The organism is Paraburkholderia aspalathi (assembly GCF_905220735.1).
In the GTDB taxonomy this organism is placed as follows: Bacteria; Pseudomonadota; Gammaproteobacteria; order Burkholderiales; family Burkholderiaceae; genus Paraburkholderia; species Paraburkholderia aspalathi.
The window spans coordinates 973,096-997,430 of record NZ_CAJNBA010000001.1; the positions used below are offsets into that span (position 1 = coordinate 973,096).

General features: G+C 61.0%; 20 protein-coding genes. 10 read left to right on the forward strand and 10 right to left on the reverse strand.

What is annotated here, in order from left to right:
- Positions 1 to 77 precede the first annotated feature (77 nt).
- From tkt to KHO30_RS04290, 3 genes are all read left to right on the forward strand, one after another.
- A complete protein-coding gene (gene tkt / locus KHO30_RS04280; protein WP_211700140.1) occupies positions 78 to 2,147 on the forward strand; it encodes a transketolase in 2,070 nt (689 codons plus the stop codon).
- Between the two features lie 18 nt (positions 2,148 to 2,165).
- Entirely contained in the window at positions 2,166 to 3,131 is a 966-nt protein-coding gene (locus tag KHO30_RS04285; RefSeq protein WP_211700141.1) for a D-2-hydroxyacid dehydrogenase, read from the forward strand.
- Positions 3,132 to 3,803: 672 nt separating this feature from the next.
- Positions 3,804 to 4,220, forward strand: coding sequence for a hypothetical protein (locus tag KHO30_RS04290; protein ID WP_211700142.1), 417 nt, complete (start codon positions 3,804 to 3,806; stop codon positions 4,218 to 4,220).
- Between the two features lie 24 nt (positions 4,221 to 4,244).
- Here the strand turns inward: KHO30_RS04290 and KHO30_RS04295 are convergent, their stop codons facing one another.
- Positions 4,245 to 4,757, reverse strand: coding sequence for a DUF3455 domain-containing protein (locus KHO30_RS04295; RefSeq protein WP_211700143.1), 513 nt, complete (start codon positions 4,755 to 4,757; stop codon positions 4,245 to 4,247).
- 255 nt (positions 4,758 to 5,012) lie between these two features.
- Here KHO30_RS04295 and KHO30_RS04300 point away from each other — a divergent pair, with 255 nt between their 5' ends.
- Positions 5,013 to 6,164 carry a peptidyl-alpha-hydroxyglycine alpha-amidating lyase family protein gene (locus KHO30_RS04300; RefSeq protein ID WP_093637061.1) on the forward strand — a complete coding sequence of 384 codons (1,152 nt, stop codon included), beginning with the start codon at positions 5,013 to 5,015 and terminating at the stop codon, positions 6,162 to 6,164.
- Here KHO30_RS04300 and KHO30_RS04305 read toward each other — a convergent pair.
- Together KHO30_RS04305 and KHO30_RS04310 are read right to left on the reverse strand one after the other, a co-directional pair.
- Entirely contained in the window at positions 6,145 to 7,452 is a 1,308-nt protein-coding gene (locus KHO30_RS04305; RefSeq protein ID WP_244179413.1) for a TAXI family TRAP transporter solute-binding subunit, read from the reverse strand. The two genes, KHO30_RS04300 and KHO30_RS04305, sit on opposite strands and share 20 nt — an antisense overlap.
- 158 nt (positions 7,453 to 7,610) lie before the next feature.
- Positions 7,611 to 8,333 (reverse strand): response regulator, encoded by a 723-nt coding sequence (locus KHO30_RS04310; RefSeq protein WP_093637067.1) that lies wholly within the window; start codon positions 8,331 to 8,333, stop codon positions 7,611 to 7,613.
- 283 nt (positions 8,334 to 8,616) lie between these two features.
- Between KHO30_RS04310 and gcvA the strand changes: the two genes are divergently transcribed.
- From gcvA to bfr, 3 genes are all read left to right on the forward strand, one after another.
- Positions 8,617 to 9,537: a transcriptional regulator GcvA gene (gcvA, locus tag KHO30_RS04315; protein WP_093637069.1), complete on the forward strand. Its 921-nt coding sequence runs from the start codon at positions 8,617 to 8,619 to the stop codon at positions 9,535 to 9,537.
- Positions 9,538 to 9,719: 182 nt separating this feature from the next.
- Positions 9,720 to 10,919 (forward strand): aminotransferase class V-fold PLP-dependent enzyme, encoded by a 1,200-nt coding sequence (locus tag KHO30_RS04320; protein WP_211700144.1) that lies wholly within the window; start codon positions 9,720 to 9,722, stop codon positions 10,917 to 10,919.
- A 184-nt stretch (positions 10,920 to 11,103) separates the two neighbouring features.
- A complete protein-coding gene (gene bfr / locus KHO30_RS04325; protein ID WP_054033607.1) occupies positions 11,104 to 11,580 on the forward strand; it encodes a bacterioferritin in 477 nt (158 codons plus the stop codon).
- 107 nt (positions 11,581 to 11,687) lie between these two features.
- On the opposite strand, the gene KHO30_RS04330 is transcribed toward bfr, so the two are convergent.
- Positions 11,688 to 12,596: a LysR family transcriptional regulator gene (locus tag KHO30_RS04330; RefSeq protein ID WP_211700145.1), complete on the reverse strand. Its 909-nt coding sequence runs from the start codon at positions 12,594 to 12,596 to the stop codon at positions 11,688 to 11,690.
- Between the two features lie 106 nt (positions 12,597 to 12,702).
- Here KHO30_RS04330 and metE point away from each other — a divergent pair, with 106 nt between their 5' ends.
- Complete coding sequence (gene metE, locus KHO30_RS04335) at positions 12,703 to 14,982, forward strand: 5-methyltetrahydropteroyltriglutamate--homocysteine S-methyltransferase (RefSeq protein WP_211700146.1); 2,280 nt, start codon at positions 12,703 to 12,705, stop codon at positions 14,980 to 14,982.
- Positions 14,983 to 15,021: 39 nt separating this feature from the next.
- On the opposite strand, the gene KHO30_RS04340 is transcribed toward metE, so the two are convergent.
- Entirely contained in the window at positions 15,022 to 16,155 is a 1,134-nt protein-coding gene (locus tag KHO30_RS04340; protein WP_211700147.1) for an MBL fold metallo-hydrolase, read from the reverse strand.
- An 83-nt stretch (positions 16,156 to 16,238) separates the two neighbouring features.
- On the opposite strand from KHO30_RS04340, the gene KHO30_RS04345 reads away from it, so the two are divergent.
- Positions 16,239 to 16,853, forward strand: coding sequence for a TetR/AcrR family transcriptional regulator (locus KHO30_RS04345; protein WP_200659100.1), 615 nt, complete (start codon positions 16,239 to 16,241; stop codon positions 16,851 to 16,853).
- A 3-nt stretch (positions 16,854 to 16,856) separates the two neighbouring features.
- Here KHO30_RS04345 and KHO30_RS04350 read toward each other — a convergent pair whose 3' ends face one another.
- From KHO30_RS04350 to oxlT, 4 genes are all read right to left on the reverse strand, one after another.
- On the reverse strand, positions 16,857 to 17,288 hold the full coding sequence (locus KHO30_RS04350) for a PAS domain-containing protein (RefSeq protein ID WP_211700148.1): 432 nt from the start codon (positions 17,286 to 17,288) through the stop codon (positions 16,857 to 16,859).
- Positions 17,289 to 17,401: 113 nt separating this feature from the next.
- On the reverse strand, positions 17,402 to 18,652 hold the full coding sequence (frc, locus tag KHO30_RS04355) for a formyl-CoA transferase (protein WP_200650793.1): 1,251 nt from the start codon (positions 18,650 to 18,652) through the stop codon (positions 17,402 to 17,404).
- 25 nt (positions 18,653 to 18,677) lie between these two features.
- The gene (gene oxc, locus KHO30_RS04360) at positions 18,678 to 20,420 is read right to left on the reverse strand and encodes an oxalyl-CoA decarboxylase (protein WP_093637090.1); all 1,743 of its coding nucleotides are present in this window, start codon (positions 20,418 to 20,420) and stop codon (positions 18,678 to 18,680) included.
- A gap of 63 nt (positions 20,421 to 20,483) precedes the next feature.
- A complete protein-coding gene (gene oxlT / locus KHO30_RS04365) occupies positions 20,484 to 21,815 on the reverse strand; it encodes an oxalate/formate MFS antiporter (RefSeq protein ID WP_093637093.1) in 1,332 nt (443 codons plus the stop codon).
- Positions 21,816 to 22,310: 495 nt separating this feature from the next.
- On the opposite strand from oxlT, the gene KHO30_RS04370 reads away from it, so the two are divergent.
- Positions 22,311 to 22,700, forward strand: coding sequence for a hypothetical protein (locus KHO30_RS04370; protein ID WP_093637096.1), 390 nt, complete (start codon positions 22,311 to 22,313; stop codon positions 22,698 to 22,700).
- Positions 22,701 to 22,778: 78 nt separating this feature from the next.
- Here the strand turns inward: KHO30_RS04370 and KHO30_RS04375 are convergent, their stop codons facing one another.
- Positions 22,779 to 24,125, reverse strand: a complete 1,347-nt coding sequence (locus tag KHO30_RS04375; RefSeq protein WP_093637099.1) for a 2-hydroxycarboxylate transporter family protein — start codon at positions 24,123 to 24,125, stop codon at positions 22,779 to 22,781.
- Positions 24,126 to 24,335: the final 210 nt, after the last annotated feature.

A 24,335-nucleotide genomic window follows, 5' to 3' on the forward strand; every position in this document is an offset into this window, starting at 1 on the left:
TTCTTCCGCCTGATCCGATTCGATTCGTTTATTGCCGCCGCCCTGCGCGCCGGGGCGGCGTAGAGGAGCCTTTTGCCATGTCCACCACTGAAGCTCAGTCTGCTGCATCGATTGCTTCGCTTACGCCATCGACTTCACTATCGGCCGCAGCGACGCAATCGCAATCTCGTGAGCAAGGGGCGCAATTGCCGTTGGCCGACGCGATCCGCTTCCTCTCCATCGATTCAATTCTGCGCGCAGGTGAAGGCCATCAGGGCGTGCCGCTCGGCATGGCCGAAATCGCGACGGCGTTGTTCACCCGGCACCTGAAATTTAATCCCGCCGATCCAACCTGGCCCGACCGCGATCGCTTCGTGCTATCCAACGGCCACGGTTCGTTGCTGCTGTATTCGCTGCTGTATCTGACCGGCTATGCGGCGATCGGGCTCGACCAGCTCAAGACCTTCCGCGAACTCGGTTCGCATTGCGCGGGGCATCCCGAGTATGAGCCGGCGCATGGTATCGAGGCGACCACTGGTCCTTTGGGGCAGGGCATTGCCAACGCGTTCGGCATGGCCATCGCCGAAGCGTATCTCGCGGCGAATTTCGGTCGCGAGCTCGTCGATCACTACACGTATGCATTCGTCGGCGATGGCTGTCTTCAGGAGGGTATTGGTCAGGAAATGATTTCGCTGGCCGGCCATCTGCGGCTCGGCAAACTGATCCTCTGCTGGGATGACAACCAGATCACCGACGACGGCAGCACCTCACTCTCCATCAGCGAGGACGTCTGCGCGCGATTTCGTGTCGCCGGTTGGCAGGTGATTGAAGTCGACGGCCACGATCTCGAAGCGGTCAGCGCGGCGTTGACGATTGCGCGCGCCGACCCGCGGCCCTCGATGATCGCGTGCAAGACGGTTATCGGCCGCGGTATCGCACGCTTGCAAGGACAGCGCGGCGGCCATAGCGGCAAGCTGTTCCAGGCGGATGCCGACGCGGCGCGCGCACAACTCGGCTGGCCGCACGCACCGTTCGACGTGCCCGCCGATGTCCTCGGCGCGTGGCGCGAAGCGGGCCGTCGCAGCAGCGAGGAATACAACGCGTGGCATGCACGTCTCGCCGCGTTGCCGGACGCGCAGTGCGCCGAGTTCGAACGGGTTATGGCGGGCGGTTTGCCGGAAGGCTGGCGTGACGTGCTCGACGCTTACCGCAAGCGTGCGGTGGAACGCGACGAGCCGCAGCCTGGCATCACCGTGTCCGGCGAGATCAGCGATCTGTTCGCGCCGCTGCTGCCTGAACGCATGGTGGGTTGCGCCGATCTCGAAGCGCCTACGGGCCACAAACGCCAGTTGCACGCCTTCACCGCGGACGATCACAGCGGCGCATACGTCCACTGCGGTGTGCGCGAGCATTTGATGGGTGCGATGGCCAACGGCATGGCTGCGCACGGCGGCATCGTCGCGACCAGCGTCACGTATCTGGCGTTCTCCGACTATCAGCGCCCGGCGATGCGCATGGCCGCGCTGATGGGTCTGCCGGTGCACTACGTGTTCAGCCACGACTCGATCGGCGTCGGCAAAAACGGGCCGACGCATCAACCTGTGGAGATACTTGCTTCGTTACGCGCCATGCCGAATATGCGCGTGCTGCGTCCCGCAGATGCGGTGGAGGCCGCCGAGTGCTGGGCGCTCGCGCTCGAGCATCGGCATGGGCCGAGTACGTTGATTTTTGCAAGGCAGGCGTTGCCGCTGGTGCGCCGCGAATATAGCGCCGAGTCGTTGTCGCGACGCGGTGCTTATGTGCTGGCCGAAGCGGAGGGCGGTGCGCGTGTCGTCACGTTGCTGGCCACCGGCTCTGAGGTCGCGCTGGCGTTGCAGGCGCGCCTTCAGTTACAGGAAGAGGGCATTGCGACCGCCGTGGTGTCGATGCCGTGCTGGGAACTTTTCGATGAACAGGACGCCGACTATCGTGCGGCGGTTTTGGGTCCGAACACTGTGCGCGTCGGTATCGAGGCGGCACTGCGTTTCGGCTGGGACCGCTATCTGGGCGCGCGCGGTGGTTTTGTCGGGATGACGGGCTTCGGCGCCTCGGCTTCCGCGGAGACGTTGTACGAGCACTTCGGTATCACGGCGCAACATGTCGTGGCCGAAGCAAAGCGGCATCTGTAAATCCACAAGGACATGAGCATGCATAAGATCGCCTTTCTCGACCGCGCCACACTTGCGCCGCAAATCATGTTGCGCGAACCGCGCTTCGATCATCAGTTGATCGAGTATGAAAACACGTCGTCTGAGCAGGTATTGCAGCGGCTCGCCGGCGTGTCGATCGCGATCATTAACAAGGTGGCGCTGACGCAGGACATGCTCGCTCAATTGCCCGATCTGAAGCTTGTCGCCATCGCGGCCACGGGCACCGATTGCGTCGATAAAGCGGCTTGCCAGCGGCTCGGCATCGCCGTGTGCAATATTCGCGGCTATGCGATCAACACGGTGCCCGAGCACACCTTTGCGCTGATACTTGCGCTGCGGCGCAATCTGATCGCGTATCGCGATGACGTGCTCGCCGGCGAGTGGCAGAAGTCCGGGAAATTCTGTTTCTTTACGCACGCGATTCACGATCTGGCCGGCGCGCGTCTAGGCATCATCGGTGAAGGCGTGCTCGGGCAGCGTGTCGCGGAACTTGGCAAAGCCTTTGGCATGCAACCGATGTTCGCCGCGCACAAGGGACGTGACGGTCTGGGTCCGCTTTACACGCCGTGGGACGAAGTGCTCGCGACCAGCGACATCATCACCGTGCACAGTCCGCTCACACCGAACACGCGAAACATGCTGGCCATGCCTGAGTTCCGCGCGATGAAAAGAAAGCCTTTGATCATCAACACGGCGCGCGGCGGTCTGGTCGATGAAGCTGCATTGGTGCAGGCGCTTGACGAAGGTTTGATCAGCGGTGCAGGGTTCGATGTGACCACAAGCGAACCGCCTCCTGAGGACAATCCGCTGATGCGCGCGGCAGCTCGCCCGAACGTCATTCTGACGCCGCATGTTGCGTGGGCGTCGGACGAGGCGCAACAGTGTCTTGCCGATCAATTAATGGACAACATTGAAAACTTCGTCAACGGTGTGCCGACCAATCTGGTGCAAGGGGCACATTGATTGACAGCGCACGCGGCGTTACGCTGCGTACGGATCGTCGGACAAATCGCATGCGCATCGATCGCAAACAGAACTAGTTCGTTGCCGACAAAAATCTGACTACTCCGGACGAGAAAATTACCTCTCGCCAACCGTATGGTCCATCAAATCGACCTGTAGTCCCCCATGGCCGCGGGTGTAGAGAATGCCCGCGCGTTTCTGACGATCTTGCCCCCACTTCGTGGCGGGTCACCACAGGTTATTTTTTCGCATTAGCATAAGAGAGATGTCCCGTGCCGTTCGGTGGAGGGAATCACCGGACCATTGCCACCGGGCAATCAACGTGTGCGGGTCGCGCAAATTATCCCCACGTCAATCCATCGCAGGTTCACGCTGCGAACTTGCCGTTCGGCATGCTCTTCGAGCCAACGGCCATCATCAATCCAATCGTCTCGATTGAACGAATCGTTGGTTAATATGAGGAATGTACGTACATCATTTATTGTCGGAGTGCTTCTCCTCGAGTTGGTGTTCGGTGCTTTTCTACTGTTACAAAAAAGCCATCGCTCGACAGTCGACCCCGACGCTGCGACAAGCGGTTCGACGGAATTGGCCGCGACTTCGCCCCCATTGGGTGACACCCATGTGACGGCGGGAAGTGTGATCGGTGCGGCGCCTCTTTCCGGCAACACGGTGACTGACCCCAAGCAGTCTACAAACGGGACAGTGGTGACCGTATCCGGCTCGCCAGTGGACGACGTCGTGCCACTGCCGCGGGCGAACACGCGACCACGCGAATCGGTCGCCGTTCGTGCTTATGTCGAGTCGAAGACCAACCCCGTGTTGCGAACCGATGGCACGCGTGACAGTCTGCGTCGCCATGGCCCGAATCCGGTCGCGGCCGCGATCACGGATCAGTTGGTCAAGGAGTCCGCGAAACTCGATCCGGGTTTGCCGCCGCCGGCCCAAGTCCAAGTCCAAGCCAGTCATGACGACTCGTATCGTACTGGCTCGAACCCGGTTGCGGCCGCAATGACTGACCAACTGGTGCGAGAGTCTGCGAAACTCGATCCGTCACTGCCGCCGCCGAGCCAGTCCGACATGAAGTAAGCGCGCGACGCGAAGCTTGAGCGGCTACCGGTAGAACACGTAGTCCGCGAGATAGGGCGAGCTTCCGGCTTGATGTTCCGTTGAACACAGTGCTGTGGGCGCTAGCCCGCCGACGGTATGCAAGCGCTGCACATACCGCACAGCTGACAGTGGGCCGCTACCGGCCGTGCTATGCGTTTCGAGCAATAGTTGGGGAATGCTCGCCCGTGTTTCGCTGGGTCGCTGTGCCAGCACGTGGCCGACGATCCGGCTGCCATCTTCCGTTTCCCAGGACGGACCCGCGCCGTGCCGGACCGTAGCGTGGCCGCTCGCATCGTAGAGCGTTGCCAGCGGACTCTTGAACACCCATCCCAGCTGATGTTGCGCGTCGAATTCACACGAATAGTTCTGCACGCCGGACGCGGTGAGCGTCATCACGCGCTCGGCTTGAGGTGGATCGATGGATGTGCGCGGGGGACTTGCTGGCGGCGTTGCACACGCGGCCAGCAGCGACACGGCGATGGTTGCGAAGCCTGCTTGTGAAACTTTTCTGAGCATGGATATCCCCTTGAATGAAACACGGCGCATGGCGGTTGCGGTCGTTGAGTACCGGTGAACTGAATAGTACGGATGGTACGCGTGATCTCCACGGCTAACCTGACACCAATCAGCTGACTCCAGTCACCCGCGGCTACTCGGTGTATCCTCGCCGTGCAAGACCTACCGCGCCTGTTGTTCGGACATGCCGGATGCATCGGCGCGAAAACCGACAACGCTGCTGTCCCGCACAGCAAGCGAAAAGGAGGCAAGCCGATGAACGATCAACACCCGTACTCTTGTCTATGCTGCAGCGACTCTCAGAGCGCTGCCTTCAGCCGCCGCCGCTTTCTCACCCTGGCGGCCGAAAGCGCCGCAGCGCTTACTCTCTTCCCCAGTCTCGCCTACGCGGATTCTGTCCCGACCATCGCTTACGAGTCGGTTCCCAATCTGCTGCATCTCCCACGTGACGTTTATTTCGGCGAGTGTTCGGGCGTGAGCTTTAACTCGAAGGGGCATATTTTTGTGCTCTCGCGCGGCAATTCGATCGGGCCGGCTTACGGCGCCGCCGCGGCTCAGCTTCTAGAGTTCGCGCCGGACGGTCGGTTCGTCCGCGAAATTGGCCACAACCTGTATGCCTGGTCGTTCGCACACACGGTCAAGGTCGACCGGCACGACAACATCTGGGTGACCGACAAGGGTTCCGACATGGTGATCAAGTTCACGCCGGACGGACGCGTCGCCATGGTTTTCGGTCGTAAGCAGGAAGCGGCAGACGAGGAAACGGGCCCGCTCAAGCATCCGAATCCGCCTTTGCCGTCGGAGCCGGGGCGCTTCAGGCAAGTCACCGACGTCGCCTGGGACAGCGCTGACAACACCTATATCAGCGACGGGTATATCAACTCCCGTGTGGCGAAAGTCGACAAGGACGGCAACTGGCTCAAATCGTGGGGCGAACGCGGGACGGGTCCGGGTCAGTTTCATACGCCGCACAGTATCGCTGTCGATGCCAAAGGCCTCGTGTATATTGCCGATCGCAGCAACCGTCGCATTCAGGTTTTCGACGGCGAGGGTAATTTCCAGCGGCAGTTCACCATCGACGTACCGGTCCCGCCTGGCGCTCAACCCGCGATCGGCAGCGTTCCCGATGAAGCCACGATAGCCGCCGGCACTTTTGCACCGGGCTCACCGTGGGCGATCTGCATTTCTCCCGGCCCGAATCAGGTGCTTTACTGTTCCGATGCGTTTCCGGGGCGCATCTACAAACTGACGCTCGAAGGAAAGCTGCTCGGCATGCTGGGTCAATCCGGCAAGCAACTGAAGCAGTTCGGCTGGATTCACCAGATGGCCTGTCCGTCCGAGAACGTGCTGTTTGTCGCCGAGCTGTTGAACTGGCGAGTTCAGAAGCTCATGCTGCGTCCGACGTAGCTTGGTCCGCAACGCGTGAAATTCTGTTCCGTACTACGGCAATCGCCTGCTTGAGCGCATACACGTCCTGGAAATAACGCTGCGGCATCCGGATCTGATTGGCATTGGCATCGATGTGCTCGATCTCGTCCTGCCATTGTGCAATCTGGTCCGGCGTTGGATGGCTGGTTTTCCATATTTCGTCTTCGAGCGCCTTGATCTCGCGATACCAGACAACCAGGCGTTTCTTTATGCGCGCCTCCGCCATGCGCGGCAACGCCTGCAGCAGGCCGAGCAATAAAGCCATGAAGGGGAGCAGGATCAGCAGACGTCGTTCGATAAAGCTGGCCAGCCAGAATGGCAGGTAGCGTTGCAGGAAGGGGCGGCCCGTTTTGAAGTAGCGCTCGCTCTCTTCGGCAACAGGAAAGTCCGCGGTATTCAGATTGGGAAACACGCCAAGCGGCGTGAAGTAATCTTCGCCGCCGTGGACGGTTTTAGCAGCGTCCAGCAACAGGTAGACGAGTGCAGGGTGTAGCGTGTCTTTGGCGACGAGCAAGGCGGTGGCGGCGAGCAGCGTAACGTCCGCTTGCGGCAGATCGTTGACGATGCTGGTCGCGGCGCGTGGAAAAATAACCTTGGATAGCGATGGGAATTTCTGTATCAGCGCATCGGCCTGTACAAAACTCATCAGCTTGAGATCGCTGTTCAGCAGTGTGGTCTGCATGGGCGCATCAGGCCTGCCGATAAAGAATGCTGCATCCAGCTGACCGTTTTCGAGGGCTTGATAGGATTTGACCGCGTCCATCTCGAGCAGCTTTGTGTTGTCGCGTGTGACGCCGCTGTACCCGAGCAATACCTGCGAGACGTTCAGCAGGCCACTGCCAGGAACACCGATTGAAACTCTCTTGCCACGTAGTTGTGCCAGCCGGGTGATGGTGGAGTCACCACGGTAGAACACCCAAATCGGTTCATAGGAGACGGCGGCGATCGTCTGCAGGTGATCGGTTTCTTTCGGGCTGGTGGTGCCGGACTGGATGAAGCCCACCTCGTATTCGCTGTTGGGGTCACTCAGCCGCTGATAGTTTTCACTCGACCCCGACGAACTGCGGATATCGAGCTTGATGCCGTCACGCTTCAGGATGGGTGCATAACGATCTGCAAAGCCGCGATAGATCCCGTTGTCTGCACCGGTTGTGATGACGATGGTGTGCCGGAAGGCGGGCTCGAGTATGACCCAAAGCCCCCAACCAAGCGCGGCGATCAGCGCGATCACGCCGGCGATGAGAAGCCGCCGGCGACCCGGTGTCATAGGGCGTTTTTCGTTGCGATGAAGCGCTGGGTTGTGCCTGGGCATTGTTCGCCTCTCTCGCGCGGGTGGTGTCTGACAGCCAGCATGGATAATGCAGTGCCGTGCACGCCTTGTCCATATCCGCACTCGAGCTTGCGATTGCCGTAGCGCGTGAAGACTCAGTGCGTCGAAGACGGTTGCGCGCCGTCCGGCACAAATACATAACCATGACTGCGGACGGTCTGGATGAACCTCGGCGCGGAAGGGTCCGCTTCGAGAAGCCTGCGCAACCGCCACACCTGAACATCGACCCCGCGGTCGGTATGATCGTCCTCCGGGCCGTGCAGCAATTCAAGCAGGCGCTCACGGGTAAGCGTGCGCATGGGGTGACTGACGAAGATCTTAAGCAGCGCGAATTCTCCCGCCGATAGCGTGAGCCGGTTGCTCTCCGTCTTGAGCGTGCGCAACTGAAGGTCCAGCGTGAACGGGCCGAATCCGAGGACTTCGTGTTTTTCCCGCGCGGCGGTCGAGGCAGACAGGGTTCGTCGTCGCAATACGGCTCGCATGCGGGCAAGGAGTTCGCGTGGATTGAAGGGTTTGCCGATGCAGTCGTCCGCGCCCATTTCGAGCCCCACGATCCGGTCCATGTCGTCGGGTCCCGAGGCCAGAATCACGGGGACGGTGTTGCCCGCGGCGCGTAGCGTGCTCAGCGCGGCGAGGCCATTCACACCGTGCATGATCTGGTCGAGGACGATCAGATCGGGTGGGTTCCGTTCGATGTGTTCCCCGAGCGACTTCACCTCGTGCAATACGGAGACCGCCATGCCTTCTCGTCCGAGAAAGTCGGCCAGCGACCCGAGTAGTTCGACATCGTCGTCAACGACCAGAATTTGAGTTGTCATAGTAGGGAAATCGAACGCATAGGCCGGCAAGCAGGGGGTGCAATAACGTTGGCCGCCACGTCACGACTGCTGGTTTGCCGCGCCAGCTTTCAGTGTCGTCAGGCTGCTCGTGACTCCGCGAACGTTGTGCTTCAGCTGCTTTAACGGAGCAACCTGTGGGAATCCGTCGCTGAATGCCGGCTTTTTTTAAGCGTCGTGGAGCCCATCGAGGGCGCCAGGCCCGCGTCTTCCCTGGCAAGGTGGCGTAGCATGGCAAACTCCTCGCGCCTATCGTCCATGCCCGATGCATCCGACTCGCCCATTACCGCCTTTGCTGTCGTTACGAGCCTTTGAAGCAGCCGCGAGGCGTCTGAGTTTCAGCCATGCGGCTCAGGAACTCTTCGTGACCCAAAGCGCCATCAGCCACCAGATCCAGAAGCTGGAAGCCGACCTGGGCGTCGCGTTGTTCGAACGACGCACGCGCGCCATCGAACTCACGCCGGAGGGAAGGGCGTACTACGAAAAGGTGCACGCGGCATTCGAACTCCTGCGGGCCGGCACCAGCGAGGTTCGCGCCCACGCCGACGAGCGCGTCACGTTGACGGTCGGGTTGTTGGCGTCTTTTGCCACGCGCTGGCTGGCGCCGCGCCTGCATGCGTTCTCGGCCGCCCATCCCGGTATCGACTTGCAATTGCGTCCGGAGATTGCGCTTGCCGACGTGTCCGGCGGCGAGGTCGACGTGGCGATCCGTTACGGCCGCGGCGGCTGGCCGGGCGTGCGTTCGCAGCAACTCATGCCGGAGCGTCTGTCACTGGTTTGCATCCCGTCCCTCGTCGACGGAAAGAGCCGTCCACGCAAGCCGCAGGACCTGCTGCGCTTTCCATTGCTGGCGTCGTATTCGAAACATGCGTTCGAGTGGGAAGTCTGGGCGCATCGTTTCGGGCTGGACCTGACCCGGGCGCAGCGCGTGCAACTGCATGACTACAATATCGTCGTTGAAGCGGCCCTCGCCGGGCAGGGCATCGCCATGGGCCGTCACCGGCTGATTGCCCAGCAACTGGCGAGCAAGGCACTGGTCGAGGTGTTGCCCGACGCGGTGCTCGACGACCCTCGCATTGGTTGGTGGCTCGTGATGCCCAAGGGGACGTTGGGCGACCCGGCGTCCGCATTCCGCGCGTGGATCACGCAGGCAGCGGCGCAAGACTCGTTGGACCGCACGCATTAGTTTCGCTCATGCATCGAGTGGAAAAACTGATTTGCCACTTGCTGGTCTAGCAAATAGGATCGGGAGTCCCTTACGATCGGACACGCGTGATATGACCTCTTCGATGCCCGCGCCGATCCTCGGACATAAGCCGCTATCTCCCTGACTCAAGCGTGAACCCACCGCGCGTTATTGGACCGACCATGCCTTCTCCTCTTTCGCCTTCTGCCGTCGATGCGTTGCGCGCCCTTACGCCCGGTGCTCAAAGCACCACGCATTTCAATCACGCGGGAGCCTCGCTGCCGTCGTCCGCCACGCTGGAGGCGATGCGCGCCCACCTTTGGCTCGAAGCCACGATGGGTCCGATGGAAGCCGGCATCGCCGGGCGTGAGCAGTCTGAGCGCGCTCGCTTGCTTGCTGCGCGACTGCTGAACGCCCGTCCGGCGGAGATCGCCCTGACAAGCGGCAACTCGGCAGGGTGGGGGCGCGCATTCGCCGCGCTAGGACCGTGGCAATCCGGCGAACGGATCCTGGTCGGGCGTCACGAGTGGGGCGGGAATCTGGCTGCCATGCGCCTGTCGGCCCAGCGCGCAGGGGCGTCGATCGAAGTCATTCCGTCCGATTCCAGCGGCGCCGTGGATCCGCAGGCGCTGGAGGCCATGCTTGACGACCGTGTGCGCCTGATTGCGCTGACCTGGTTGCCGGCGAACGGCGGGCTGATCAATCCGGCTGCGGCGATCGGGCAGGTCGCACGCCGCCACGGCATCCCCTACTTCGTCGATGCCGCCCAGGCGATTGGACAACTCCCCATCGACGTCGCCGAGGTGGGTTGCGATGTCCTGACCGCTCCGTGCCGCAAGGCGCTGCGTGGTCCGAGAGGCACGGGCCTGTTGTATGTGCGGAAGGAGTTTCTGTCCCGCTTGACTCCGGCTTTCGTCGACATACGATCCGCGCCGCTGGGCGCTGACGGAGAGCCCGTCTTGCGCGACGACGCGGTGCGTTTCGAGGCGGCGGAGGCCGCGCCGGCGCTGCATTGCGGCCTGGCTAACGCGTTGGAAGAGGCGTTGGAGATCGGCGTTGAAAATATTCGCGCGCGGATCGACAGCGTGGCACGCGCGTTGCGCGGCCAACTCGCGGAGGTTCCCGGTGTGACGGTGCTGGACCAGGGCCGCGAGCAATCCGGGCTGGTGGCGTTCAACATAGCAGGTCTGGAGGCAGCGTCGGTGCAGCGCAGTCTGGCGGATCAGGGTGTCACGATCGGCAGCAACGGTGTCCCGTACACGCCTCTTGATATGGAATCCAGAGGACTTAAACAGATCGCGCGCGCGTCGGTCAGCTATCTGACTACCGAGGCGGAAATTGGCAGACTGCTGGATGGAATCCGCAAGTTGGCAATCCAGTGACCCTTTGCGCGTTTGGTTTGCTTGGATCTGAGGGGATACCAATTCTCATTCGTACGGTCGAGCCTGCCATGCACTATGCTGCGCTAACGGGTGCCGCACATGAGCCGCGTGATGCCATGCACCAAACAGCATCACGCGAAGTGCGTTGCCTGAGCGGCGTGGCGTAGCGAATAGAGGAGGCGGTATGCAAGGAGATGCCAAGGTACTCGAATACCTGAACGCGCAATTGAAGAATGAGCTGACCGCAATCAACCAGTACTTTCTGCATGCGAGAATGTATGGTCATTGGGGCCTGAAAGGTCTCGGCAAACACGAGTACGACGAATCAATCGGCGAGATGAAGCACGCCGATCTGCTGATCGAGCGCATCTTCGTGCTGGACGGTTTGCCGAATTTGCAGGACCTCCACAAATTGCTGATCGGCGAGGAGACGCAGGAAATTCTTGAGTGCGACCTCAAGCTCGAGCGGATGTCGCAGGCAACGTGCAAGGAAGCCATCGCCTACTGCGAGACGGTTAGCGATTACGTCTCACGCGCGATCCTTACCCATATTCTCGACGACACCGAGGAACATATCGACTGGCTCGAAACCAATCTGGAGCTGATCGACAAGGTGGGGATTCAGAACTATCAGCAATCGGCAATGGAGTCACCGGAGTAAATCCGTCGAGACCCCCCGGGCGGCGAAGTGAACCGACGATCAGCACTACGTCGTCACGCACTCCGGTCGCCCGTCAACGCATCGAATTCTCCAGATACGCTCAGCGTTCAGCCGGTTTTTTCTGGCGCGTTCCAGTCCGATTCGCGCGCGAGTTCGACGAACGCTTTCAGATAATCGATCGCCGCGTCTGTCTCGCGCACGCCGAGAAAAATCTGCTTGGCAATGCCTCGCTTGCCCAGTCTGACCGGACTGATGGCGACCTTGCCGGCGTACTCTTCCACCAGCCAGCGCGGCAGCGCGGCGACGCCCCGTCCACTCGCCACCATCTGCAACATGATGTCGGTGGTTTCAATGACCTTGTGGCGCTTCGGCATGACGTTCGCCGGCATCAGAAACTGGTTATAGATATCCAGCCGATCGATTTCCACCGGATACGTAATGAGGACTTCATCCGCCAGTTCCTCCGGCGGAACAAAGGACAACTGCGCGAGTCGGTGTCCGGGGCCGACTACCAGCACCTGCTCGTAATCGAACACCGGCTCGAAGCGTAGACCGGGTTTTCGCAACGGATCCGGCGTAACCAGAATGTCGATGTCGTAACCGAACAGAGCGCCAATGCCGCCAAACTGGAATTTCTGTTTGACGTCGACATCCACGTCCGGCCAGCGCGCGAGATACGGCGAGACCACCTTGAGCAGCCACTGATAACAGGGGTGGCATTCCATTCCAATACGCAGCGTGCCGCGCTGCCCCTGGGCGTATTGCTTCATCCGTTCTTCCGCGTGTTCCATTTGCGGCAGCACGCGGTTGGCAAGCGCCAGCAGATATTGTCCTGCCTGGGTCAGACGCAGGTTTCGCCCTTCGCGATCCCACACGGCGGTGCCCAGGTGTTGCTCCATCTTCTTGACGGTGTGACTCAGCGCCGATTGCGTCAGGCACAGCACGTTGGCCGCCGCGGTCAGGGAGCCTTGCCGGTCCACTTCCCGAATGATCGTCAGATGGCTTCGTTCAAGCATGGCGGGTCCATGAAGAAAACTAATTGATCAATGAAATAATGCCATTATATTTCATGAGCCATCCACCCTATGATCGAGCCGTTCATTTTCGGAGCAGCTCATCACCATGGTTACGACACACAATCTGGGTTTCCCCCGCATCGGCGCAAAGCGTGAGCTGAAGTTCGCTCAGGAGCAGTATTGGAAAGGCCAGTCGTCGCGCGACGAACTGAAAAGCCTGGGCGCGCAACTGCGTCAGCGCCACTGGGAGAACCAGGCCGGCCTCGATCAGGTTCCGGTTGGCGATTTCTCGTTCTATGACCAGGTGCTCGACACGAGCTTCATGCTGGGCAATATCCCGGAACGGGTCCGGGGTTTCGAGGGTGACGCGCTCGACAATTACTTTCGCGTGGCACGTGGCCGCTCCGCGCATGATTCCGCCTGCAGCTGCGGCGTGCAGGCAGGCGAGATGACCAAGTGGTTCGATACGAACTACCACTACATCGTGCCGGAATTCAGCGCGTCGACCGAGTTTGCGCTCGATGCTTCGCACCTCCTCGATCAACTCGCCCAGGCTCGCGCGCTTGGCGTCAAAGCCAAGCCGGTCATCATCGGGCCGGTGACGTATCTATGGCTCGGCAAGGCGAAGGACGATTCGGACAAGCTCGCGCTGCTGCCGCGTCTGTTGCCTGTGTACGCGGCACTGCTCGATCAACTGGCGGCGCAAGGCGTGGAGTGGGTGCAGATCGATGAGCCGGCGCTGGTCACCGAACTCGAGCCGGCATGGCAACACGCGTTTGTCGCGGCGTACGACGCGTTGAAGACCACCCGCGTGAAGCTGCTTCTGGCAACCTATTTCGGTGAGCTGCGCGACAACCTCGCGCTTGCTTGCGGATTGCCGGTTCAAGGTCTGCATGTCGATGCGGTCAACGGCCGTGGCGAGGTCGAGCAGGTCGTCGCACGCTTGCCCGCCGACAAGATTCTGTCGCTTGGCGTCATCAATGGCCGCAACATCTGGAAGACCGACCTGAGCGCGGTGCTGGAATGGTTGACGCCGATTCATCGGACCTTGCAAGCTCGCTTGTGGATCGCGCCGTCGTGTTCATTGCTGCATGTTCCGGTCGACCTGAACAGCGAACAGAAGCTCGATCACGAAATCCGTTCGTGGCTCGCGTTTGCCCTGCAAAAACTCGATGAACTGAAGATCATCGCGAAGGCGCTGAACGATGGACGCGAGTCTGTGCAAGCCGCGCTTGCCGACAATCAGGCCGCGATCCAGACCCGTCGCACGTCGCCGCGCGTGCACAACCCGACGGTCAAGGCCGCGATCGCGAAGATCGATGCCGCGTTGGGACGTCGCGCCAGCGCCTATCCGCAACGCGCCGCCCGGCAGTCCGCGCTGTTGAACCTGCCGGCTTACCCGACCACCACCATCGGATCATTCCCGCAAACCGCTGAAATTCGCCAGGCGCGCAGCCAGTTCAAGAGCGGTGAACTGGACGAAGCCAGCTACACGACGGTGATGCAGCACGAAATTGCGCGCAGCGTGCAGGAACAGGAGGCGCTGGGTCTCGACGTGCTCGTGCATGGCGAAGCAGAGCGTAACGACATGGTCGAATATTTCGGTGAACAACTCGATGGTTACGCGTTCAGCCAGTTCGGCTGGGTGCAGTCGTATGGCTCGCGGTGCGTGAAGCCGCCCATTCTGTTCGGCGACATCAGCCGTCCCAAGGCGATGACGGTCGAGTGGATCACGTATGCGCAATCGCAGACCGCCAAGCCGATGAAGGGCATGTTGACCGGCCCGGTCACGATCCTGAACTGGTCGTTCGTGCGTGACGATCAGCCGCGTTCGGTTTCCTGCTATCAACTGGCGCTGGCGATCCGCGAGGAAGTGCTGGACCTGGAGAAGGCAGGTGTACGCGTGATCCAGATTGACGAAGCGGCGCTGCGTGAAGGTCTGCCGTTGCGCAAGTCGCAGTGGAACAACTACTTGCAGTGGGCGGTGGAATCCTTCCGCATCACGGCAAATGGCGTGCAGGACGAGACGCAGATCCACACGCACATGTGTTACTCGGAGTTCAACGACATCATCGCTTCGATCGCCGATATGGACGCTGACGTCATCACGATCGAGACGTCGCGCTCGGACATGGAATTGCTGGACGCCTTCGACCACTTCAATTATCCGAACGAAATCGGGCCGGGCGTCTACGACATCCACTCGCCGAATATCCCCAGCCAGGAGCACATCGTGAATCTGATGCGCAAGGCGGCCGAGCGGATTCCGGCCGAGCGCTTGTGGGTGAACCCCGACTGCGGCCTGAAGACGCGTGCGTGGGAAGAAGTCATTCCTGCATTGAAGAACATGGTTGCGGCAGCGAAAACGTTGCGCGCGGGCATCTAATCAAACCGACTGAGACGACGCTGCGCGAGGTCGCCGACCTTACGAATTCGCTTGCCGGGTCTGGCGGCAGAAGAACCGGCGCAGCGGTGTCCTCGACTCTCGCGCACTCTCGGTCTCGGCGACTTCGCGCCACCACTTCTCGCCGCGGTGCGGCGAGGCCAGGTCCAGCCGCTCACCCATGCGGGGCGTCGACAGCGGAATGCCGCGCGCGGCGGTGAGCCCGATCACGCGCTCGTACGGTTCCTGCCAGCGATGCATGGCCAGATCGAACGTGCCGTTGTGAACGGGCACCAGCCAGCGGCCACGCAGATCGACGTGGGCCTGGACGGTCTCGTCGGGTTGCATGTGGACGTACGGCCATTGCGCGTCGTAGGCGCCGGTTTCGAGCAGCGTCACGTCGAAGGGACCCAGCCGTTCGCCAATGGCCTTGAATCCGTCGAAGTACCCCGTGTCGCCGCTGAAGAACACGCGTAGCGCGTCATCGACGATGACCCACGAAGCCCACAAGGTGCTGTTGCCGTCGAACAGACTGCGGCCGGAGAAATGCTGCGCCGGGGTTGCCGTGAACGCCAGGCCGTCGATTTCGACACCCTGCCACCAGTCGAACTGGCGGACCTTCGACGCCTCGATACCCCACTCGATCAGACGGTCGCCGACGCCCAGCGGCGTCAGGAATACGCCTGTCTTCGCAGCGAGTGCCAACACGGTCTCGCGGTCCAGGTGGTCGTAGTGGTCGTGCGACAGAATTACGCCGCGCAACGGCGGCAAGTCTTCGAGGGCAATGGGCGGCGCGTGAAAGCGCTTCGGACCGAAGCGCCGGAACGGCGATGCCCGTTCCGCGAAGACCGGGTCGGTCAACCAGAACTGGCCCCGCAGCTTGATCAGCATGGTGGAATGCCCGAGGCGATACAGGCTCCGGTCCGGTCCGGCCTGGAGTTGTTCGCGCGTCAGCGCATCGACGGGCAGGGCGCCCGCCGGCGTCGTGCCGGCCGGCTTGTTGAGCAAAATATTCCAGACGATGCTCAAGGTCTTGCCGAGTCCTTCGACAGGACGCGGTTTGACGTTACGAAAGCGCTCGCCGTCGTGCTGAGCCGACATATCGAACGATTCACGCCCCCGTTGTGCAGCCGTCAGCCCCAAGGCGCGGCGAATAGAACCGGTAAACGATGTCATGCGGGCAGCCTCGAAGCGGAAAGTAGACTGTTGAGTGTAGTTTATTTTCGAGAAAAGTAAACTGCCCGGTGTAAAATTTAATGATGAGCACCAGTGAACCCACCCTCCGCCTGACCGACCGCAAGCGCGCCGCCGTTATTGGGGCGGCGATCGAAGAATTTCTCGCGGCCGGCTTCGACGCGACCAGCATGGACCGTATCGCGGCACGCGCGGGCGTCTCGAAGCGGACGGTCTACAACCATTTTCCAAGCAAGGAAGCGCTGTTTGCGGCGATCCTGGGGCAGTTGTGGGAGTCGAGCGATACGGGGGAGGTGACGGCTTATTCGGCCGCGCATCCGTTGCGTGCGCAGTTGCTGCAGCTTCTGTTTAAAAAGCTGGCCCTTCTGAATAACGAGGCGTTTCTGTCGCTGGCGCGCGTTGCGATCGCGGCGGGCATTCATTCGCAGGAGCGCGCGCGCGACATGGTGGCGCGCATGGGCGAGCGTGAAGAAGACCTGACAGTGTGGATTCGGGCAGCCGCTGCTGATGGCCGCCTCAAGACATCGGACCCGATGTTCGCCTCGCAGCAGTTGCAGGCTCTCGTGAAAGCGTTCGCGTTCTGGCCGCAGGTGACGATGGGACAGCCACCCCTCAGCGCGGATGAGCAAAGGCACGTCGCGGAATCTGCGGCCGATATGTTTCTTGCGCGCTACGCATGACGCTCACGCGCGCGCGGATGCTTCCAGTTCGGCGAGACGCTTGCGCAGCAGGCGATCCTCCTGGAAGCGGCTGGTTTCGTCGCGGATCACGGCGACGATGCCGGTGAGCTCGTTCTGCGGCGAATGCAGCAATGCGACCGTAAAGGCAATCGACAGTGACCGCCCGTCCTTATGGACGGCAGGAACACGCAGCACGTCGTTGCCATAACGGGTTTCGCCCGTTGCCATGGTCTTGTGATAACCGTCCCAATGGCGGCCGCGCAAACGTTCCGGAATGATCAGGTCCAGCGACTTTCCCAGTGCCTCGTCCTGCGTAAAGCCGAACATGCGCTCAGCGCCGGGGTTCCATAACGTGATGCTGCCGGCGGCATCGGAAATGATGATCGCGTCGCCGATTGCGTTGACGAGTTGCTCGAAGTCGATAGCGCTTTGCATGGCGCTCCCCGGAAGTAAAACCGCAGATCCTTGAATTGAATACGGCGCCCGCTGAGGGGCGCCGTATTCACAGGCCCGAGCCTACGCCCAGGCCCGTTGCGTAAGTAACACTATTAAACCGCTTTGATTTCGTGCAGGTTGAAGATGTCCTGCCGGCTGTAGCCGAGGCTCGCCAGCACTTCATCCGTGTGTTCACCGAGCAGCGGCGACGCGGTCACTTCCGGCTTCATGTCCGAAAACTTGATCGGACTGCCGACCGTCAGATACGTGCCGCGTTTCTTGTGCGGCACTTCGACGATCGTGCCGCTCGCGCGCAATGACGGATCGTTGGCCAGTTCTTTCATTGTCAGCACCGGCGCGCACGGAATATCGAACTTGCGCAGGATGTCGACCGCTTCGAACTTGGTCTTGTCGGCGAGCCAGCCTTCGATGGTGCCGAAGATCTCGAAGATATGCGGTTGACGTGCTTCAGCGGTCTTGTAGGCCGGATCGTCGATCCACTCGGGTTTGCCGAGCGCCTTGCAGATCGGCTCCCATGCATGGCCCTGAATCGTGAAGTAGATGTACGCGTTCGGATCCGTTTCCCAGCCCTTGCACTTGAGCACCCAGCCCGGCTGACCGCCGCCGCCCGCATTGCCGCCGCGCGGCACCACGTCGCTGAATTCGCCGTGCGGATACTGCGGATATTCCTCGAGATAGCCCACGCGTTCCAGGCGCTGCTGGTCGCGCAGCTTCACGCGGCACAGGTTCAGCACGCTGTCCTGCATCGACACCGCGACCTTCTGGCCCTTGCCGGTTTTGTCGCGTCCAATCAGTGCGGTCAGAATGCCGATCGCCAGATGCATGCCGGTGTTGCTGTCGCCGAGCGCCGCGGCGCTGATGGTCGGCGGGCCGTCCCAGAAGCCAGTGGTGGAGGCCGCGCCGCCCGCGCATTGCGCGACGTTTTCGTAGACCTTCAGGTCGTCGTAGTGATGGCCGTCGCTGAAGCCCTTCACCGAAGCGACGATCATCTTCGGATTGAGTTCATTCAGGCGTTCCCATGAAAAGCCCATCCGGTCCAGCGCGCCCGGCCCAAAATTTTCGACCAGCACGTCGGATTCGCGAATCAGCTTTTCCAGTACTTCCTTGCCCTCGGGCTTTTTCGTGTCCAACGTGAGCGACTTCTTGTTGCTGTTGAGCATCGTGAAGTAAAGCGCGTCGGCGTCGGGGATGTCGCGCAACTGGTTGCGCGTCACGTCGCCCGAACCCGGTCTCTCAACCTTGATCACGTCGGCGCCGAACCAGGCGAGCAACTGGGTGCACGCAGGGCCGGCCTGAACGTGGGTGAAGTCGATGATCTTGATGCCTTCGAGTGGTTTGGTCATTTGATATCTCCGTGGTTACGCTGGATCACTTTTTCATTGCCGCGCTTTGCGGATTCAGATTGGTCAGGCGGCCGCTTTCGGTGCCCGCCGCTTCGTCGATGACGGCGTTGATCAAGGTCGGCTTGCCGGACGCGATCGCTTCGAGCAGCGCCTTCGTCAGTTCTTCCGGTGTCGTCGCGTTGTAGCCGACACCGCCGAATGCCTCGATCATCTTGTCGTAGCGCGCGCCCTTCACGAACACGGTCGGCGCGACGTCCTTGCCGCCGGTCGGGTTCACGTCGGTGCCGCGATACACGCCGTTGTTGTTGAAGACGATCGTGCAAACCGGCAGGTCGTAGCGGCAGATGGTTTCGAGTTCCATGCCGCTGAAGCCGAACGCGCTGTCACCTTCGATCGCAACAACCGGTTTGCCGCTCGTCACCGCCGCGCCGATCGCGAAGCCCATGCCGATGCCCATGATTCCCCACGTGCCGGAATCGAAGCGCTTGCGCGGCTCGTACATGTCGATGATGCTGCGCGCGTAGTCGAGCGTGTTCGCACCTTCGTTGACGACGTTGATGTCCGGACGTGTCTTCAGCACATCGCGGATTGCACGCAATGCGCTGTGGAAATTCATCGGCGACGGGTTCTTGTCGAGCGTGGCGGCCATCTTTGCGAGGTTCTTGCTCTTGCGCTCGGCGATCGCGCCGGTCCACTCAGCGCTCGGCTTTGCGAATCCCGCATCCAGACCGGCACGCAATGCCGCCACGCACGAGCCGATATCGCCGATCACCGGCGCGGCGATCGCGACGTTGCTGTCGATCTCGGTCGGCGAAATATCGACCTGGACGAACTTCTTCGGCTCCGCGCCCCACGTCTTGCCCTTGCCGTGCGAGAGCAGCCAGTTCAGACGCGCGCCGATCAGCACGACCACGTCGGCTTCCTGCAGCACGAACGAACGTGCCGCCGACGCCGATTGCTCGTGCGTATCGGGCAACAGGCCCTTGGCCATCGACATCGGCAGATACGGAATGCCGCTTTGCTCGACGAACGCGCGGATCTCCGCGTCAGCCTGCGCGTAAGCCGCCCCCTTGCCGAGCAGGATCAGCGGACGCTTGGCGCTCTTCAGCACATCGATGGCACGCTTGACCGATTCCGGCGCCGGCAACTGACGCGGCGCGGCATCGACCACTTTGACCAGCGATTGCTGCGCCTTCACGGCGTCCAGCGTTTGCGCGAGCAGCTTGGCCGGCAAGTCCAGATACACGCCGCCCGGACGCCCCGACACCGCGGCGCGAATCGCACGCGCCACGCCGATGCCGATGTCTTCCGCATGCAGCACGCGATACGCGGCCTTCGCATACGGCTTGGCCGCATTCAACTGATCCATTTCTTCGTAATCGCCCTGCTGCAGGTCGACGATTTCACGCTCGCTCGAGCCACTGATCAGGATCATCGGGAAGCAGTTGGTGGTCGCGTTGGCGAGCGCGGTCAGGCCGTTCAGAAAGCCGGGCGCCGACACTGTCAGGCAGATACCCGGCTTTTGCGTCATGAAACCGCTAATCGCCGCTGCATTGCCCGCGTGCTGCTCGTGACGAAAACCGATGAAACGCATCCCTTCCGCTTGTGCAAGCCGCGCGAGGTCGGTAATCGGGATGCCGACCAGTCCAAAGATGGTGCTGATGTCGTTCAGTTTCAGCGCGTCGATGACGAGATGAAACCCGTCGGTCGTCTCGGCCGCTTGTTGTGTCGAAGTCTCTTCTACTGTTTGCCGGTCGGCTTCTGCCATGATGCTGCTCCTTGGTCGCGGGACGTTATGGATTTGTCGTGAGTGGCGAGTTCACGTTGTTGTTCATTCAGGTGAGCCGCCTGGCGACGGCCGCAGGCGCGCTTCGGCGATCACTACGCCAGCCGGCGCGCCTGAGTTTTCGATCCAGCGTTTTCTCATGGGGGCGAGGATGAATTTCGCGGACACGGCTGCCGCGATCGACACCACCGCCGCCGAGATGAACACGGTGCTCCACCCGCCGCTGGCCGACAGCACCGAGGCGAGCGGCACCAGCATCGATGCGGTGCCCTTCGCGGTATAAAGCGTGCCGGCATTGGCCGCGGCGTATTTGCTGCCGAACGTGTCCGCGCAGGTCGCCGGGAAGATCGAGAAGATCTCGCCCCAGCACAGGAACACGGCGGCGGCGAAGAACATGAAGGCGTACGGGTTGTGGCCGAACTGCATGAGCCCGAGCAGCGCGACGCCTTCACCGAGAAAGATCATGAACATCGTGTTTTCACGGCCGATGCGATCCGACAGAAACCCGCACAACGGACGCGTAAAGCCGTTGCACAGGTTGTCGATCGAGAGCGTCATCGTGAGCAGCGGCAGCGTGATGCCCATCAGGTTCACCGGCAGCTTGGCGAAGCCGAATTCCTTCGCAATCGGCCCGAGCTGGGCGGTGGCAATAATGCCGCCGGCTGCGACGAATACGAACATCAGATACAGGACCCAGAAGAGCGGCGAACGGATCATCTCGCCGGGCGTGTAGTCGATCTTGCTGGCGACCACGCGTTTGGCTGCCACCGCGAATGCAGGAGGTTTCGGCCGTACCAGCATGGTGGCGAGCAGCAGAATGCAGACGCCCTGGAAAATGCCGAAGAACATGAACGTGTGCTCGTAACCCGAGCGCTGGATCATGTTGGCGATGGGGATCACGGTGACGGCCGCGCCCGCGCCGAAACCTGCCGCGGTCAAGCCGGCAGCGAGACCGCGCTTGTCCGGAAACCATTTGAGCGCCGTGCCGACGCAGGTGCCATACACGCAACCCGCTCCGATGCCGGCGATCACGGCCGCGATGTAGAGTTCGACGAGACTGCTCGCATGCGCGTCGATGATCCAGCCGAGCGCCGCGCACACCGAACCGCCGATCACAACCGGGCGCGGCCCGAACTTGTCGACGAGCCAGCCTTCGATAGGCACGAGCCAGGTTTCAGTGACGATGAAGACCGTGAAGGCGGTCTGAATGGCTGCCTGGCCCCAGTGATGGGCGTTGTCCATCGGGACGACGAACAGCGTCCAGGCGTATTGAAGATTCGCGACCAGCCCCATGCATACGATGCCGATTGCTAGCTGCACCCAGCGGTTTTGCCGGAACGGCGTACTGCCTGTCCCGGATACGTTGGTATGTCCCATGTCCTTCGTCTCCTGTATATTCCGTCGCGCTCGAGCGGCGCGTTGGACCTACGTGATCGAATCGCTTCATCGCCGGTTTGTCTGTTGGCAATCAAGCGCCATTGGTCGGCCAGAGGGAATTGCACTGACGAAAACCCTTGCCCGTCGATCTCACAACAACTGGGTAAAAGGCGTTTCGCGTGGAGCGCGTCTGAAGGATGCTGCGCGCGAACAGCGATAAGTAAAAGTTAAAACATTTTATGGTTAGCATTAGGCATACCGAATGGATGGGTATGCCGGTTCTGATTGCGGGTCATGAGCAACGAGGCTCTGCGTCGACTGAGCAGGGATGTGGTGCACTGCAAGAACAAACGGATGCTTTCCGGTGCGTTTACGGATCGGCAGAGGAATCTATATATAAGTAAAACGTTATAGTTTTTCGAAAAAACTTTAACTGTTGTTTATCTATGCGCGCTCCTATTCTTCGTCATGCCAACCTGCCTGAAGGAGACGACCATGAACCCGTCCCAGTTCGACGCCCGCGACAACGCGCACGATGCTGAAGTAGAGGCGCAACTGTGCGCCTATAACAGTGCTTTCGATGAACTCGGCCTGCGCTTCCGTTGGGATGCGCGCACGCTGGCGTTGCTAGCCACGATCGACGACGAGGAGGCGCAGATTGCCGCGTACATCGAAGCTCATCATCCGCACTTGCTGAAAGCGTATAGCGTCGGGTTTCTGAGCCGGGCCATTCTCGAGCGGAAAAAGGCGCGCTATCCGGCGCGCGTATCGATTCACGTCGAAAGCGCGCAGCATCCGACCCGCGTGGTACATCAGCCGCAGATGAGCAGCTGGCGCGAGCGCGTGTCGTATGAGATGGAGCTGCCGGCGCTCGCGGGTGTCTAGACGCGGCGCGCGTGTGTCCATGTTGCGACCGCGGCACCTGTGACTTGCATGGTGCCACTCGCAGTGGAGAGATACTGCCTAGGTAACCCGCGACAGCACAATTAGCACGGTCGTCACCGTAATCGCACCGCCGATCCGCGTCGCGATCTGCGCGAACGGCATCAGCGTCATGCGATTGGCGGCAGTCAGGATGGCGACGTCGCCCGTGCCGCCCTGGCCGCTGTGGCAGGCGTTCACGATGGCCGCGTCGATCGGATACATCTTCATCCAGTACCCCACCAGAGCGCCGACCGCCATCAGGGTGGCGACGGTTGACACGATGGTGATGAGGGTCGGCAGGGTGAAGGAAGCCATCAACTTGTCCCATGGCGTCAGCGACACGCCAATGGCGAACAGCAGCGGGTAGGTGACCGCGGTGGAAAAAAACTTGTACACGATGTATGCGCCCTGCTGCAACTGGGGAGACACCGCCTGCGTGAGTTTCACGACCACCGCGATAAAAAGCATCGCGACCGGCGCCGGCAGGCCGAACAGCCGCTGGCACAAGATGCCTACAACGTAGAGCGTCAGTGCGGTGATCCCCGCCGCGGCGATATGGGTCACATCCATATGCCCCGAGATTTCTTGCTGGGCAGGGTCCATCTCGTCGTGCTCGCCTGGCTGCAAACGCCCTTCGCCGGTGAAACGAGGGTATCGCTTGCCGACGAAGTTCAACGTGCCGGCGAAAATGATCGCCGCCAGGCTGCCGAGCATGACAGGAGGCAGAACGGTCGCAAACAGCACACCTGGATCCTGATGCAGGATTCCGGCGTATCCAACGGTCAGCGGAATGGCCCCTTCGCCGACTCCGCCAGCCATGATCGGTACGACGATAAAAAAGAACGTGTGATAGGCGCCAAGTCCCAGCGCGGTGCCGACGGCTGTACCAACGGCGCCGGCCACGATCGTTCCGATACCGAGCGGCACGAAGATCTTGAGGAAGCCCTTGATCAGCACCTGCCGGTCCATGCTCAGAATGCTGCCCACAATAATGGACGCAATAAACAGGTAAAGAAAATTGGTGGACTTGGTGAACTCGATTGTGACCTTCACGATCTGCACAGGCAGCAACTTGTAGTACACCAGCGCGGACGGGATAAAGGTCGCAAAGATGGCAGCGGCGCCGATGGCGCGAATACCCGGAATGCGCTTACCGATTTCGGCCAGCGTGAAACCGAAGAACGCAAACATGACAATCACGAGCGAGATCTCATTCGGCAGCTTGTCGATATAGACAAGCACTGCGATGAGCGCGCCGGCAATGATGTAGATCGGCAGCGGAATGATGCCGATGCGGATTTCCATCAGCCTCCACCATCCTTGGGGCCAGAAGGCCTGCTTCTTCGCCTGATCCGGCGGTAGAGGGGTGGAAGCCGCTGTCTTCATCGAAGTCTCCTGAACGGATATTCGGTTGCTTGCGCCGCTTTTTCAGTTCGCTATCGACTTTGTGGAGTGCCAAAGACACTCGTCATGTATTCCGTGGCGGCTAGACGAGTTGTGCGATGTTTGGCTGAAATCTGCGTTTAGTTAGTGTCGTGCGCAAAGAACTCCAAGCGTAGCATCGTGTGCGCGGCACGGGGTACCGTGCATACCCCT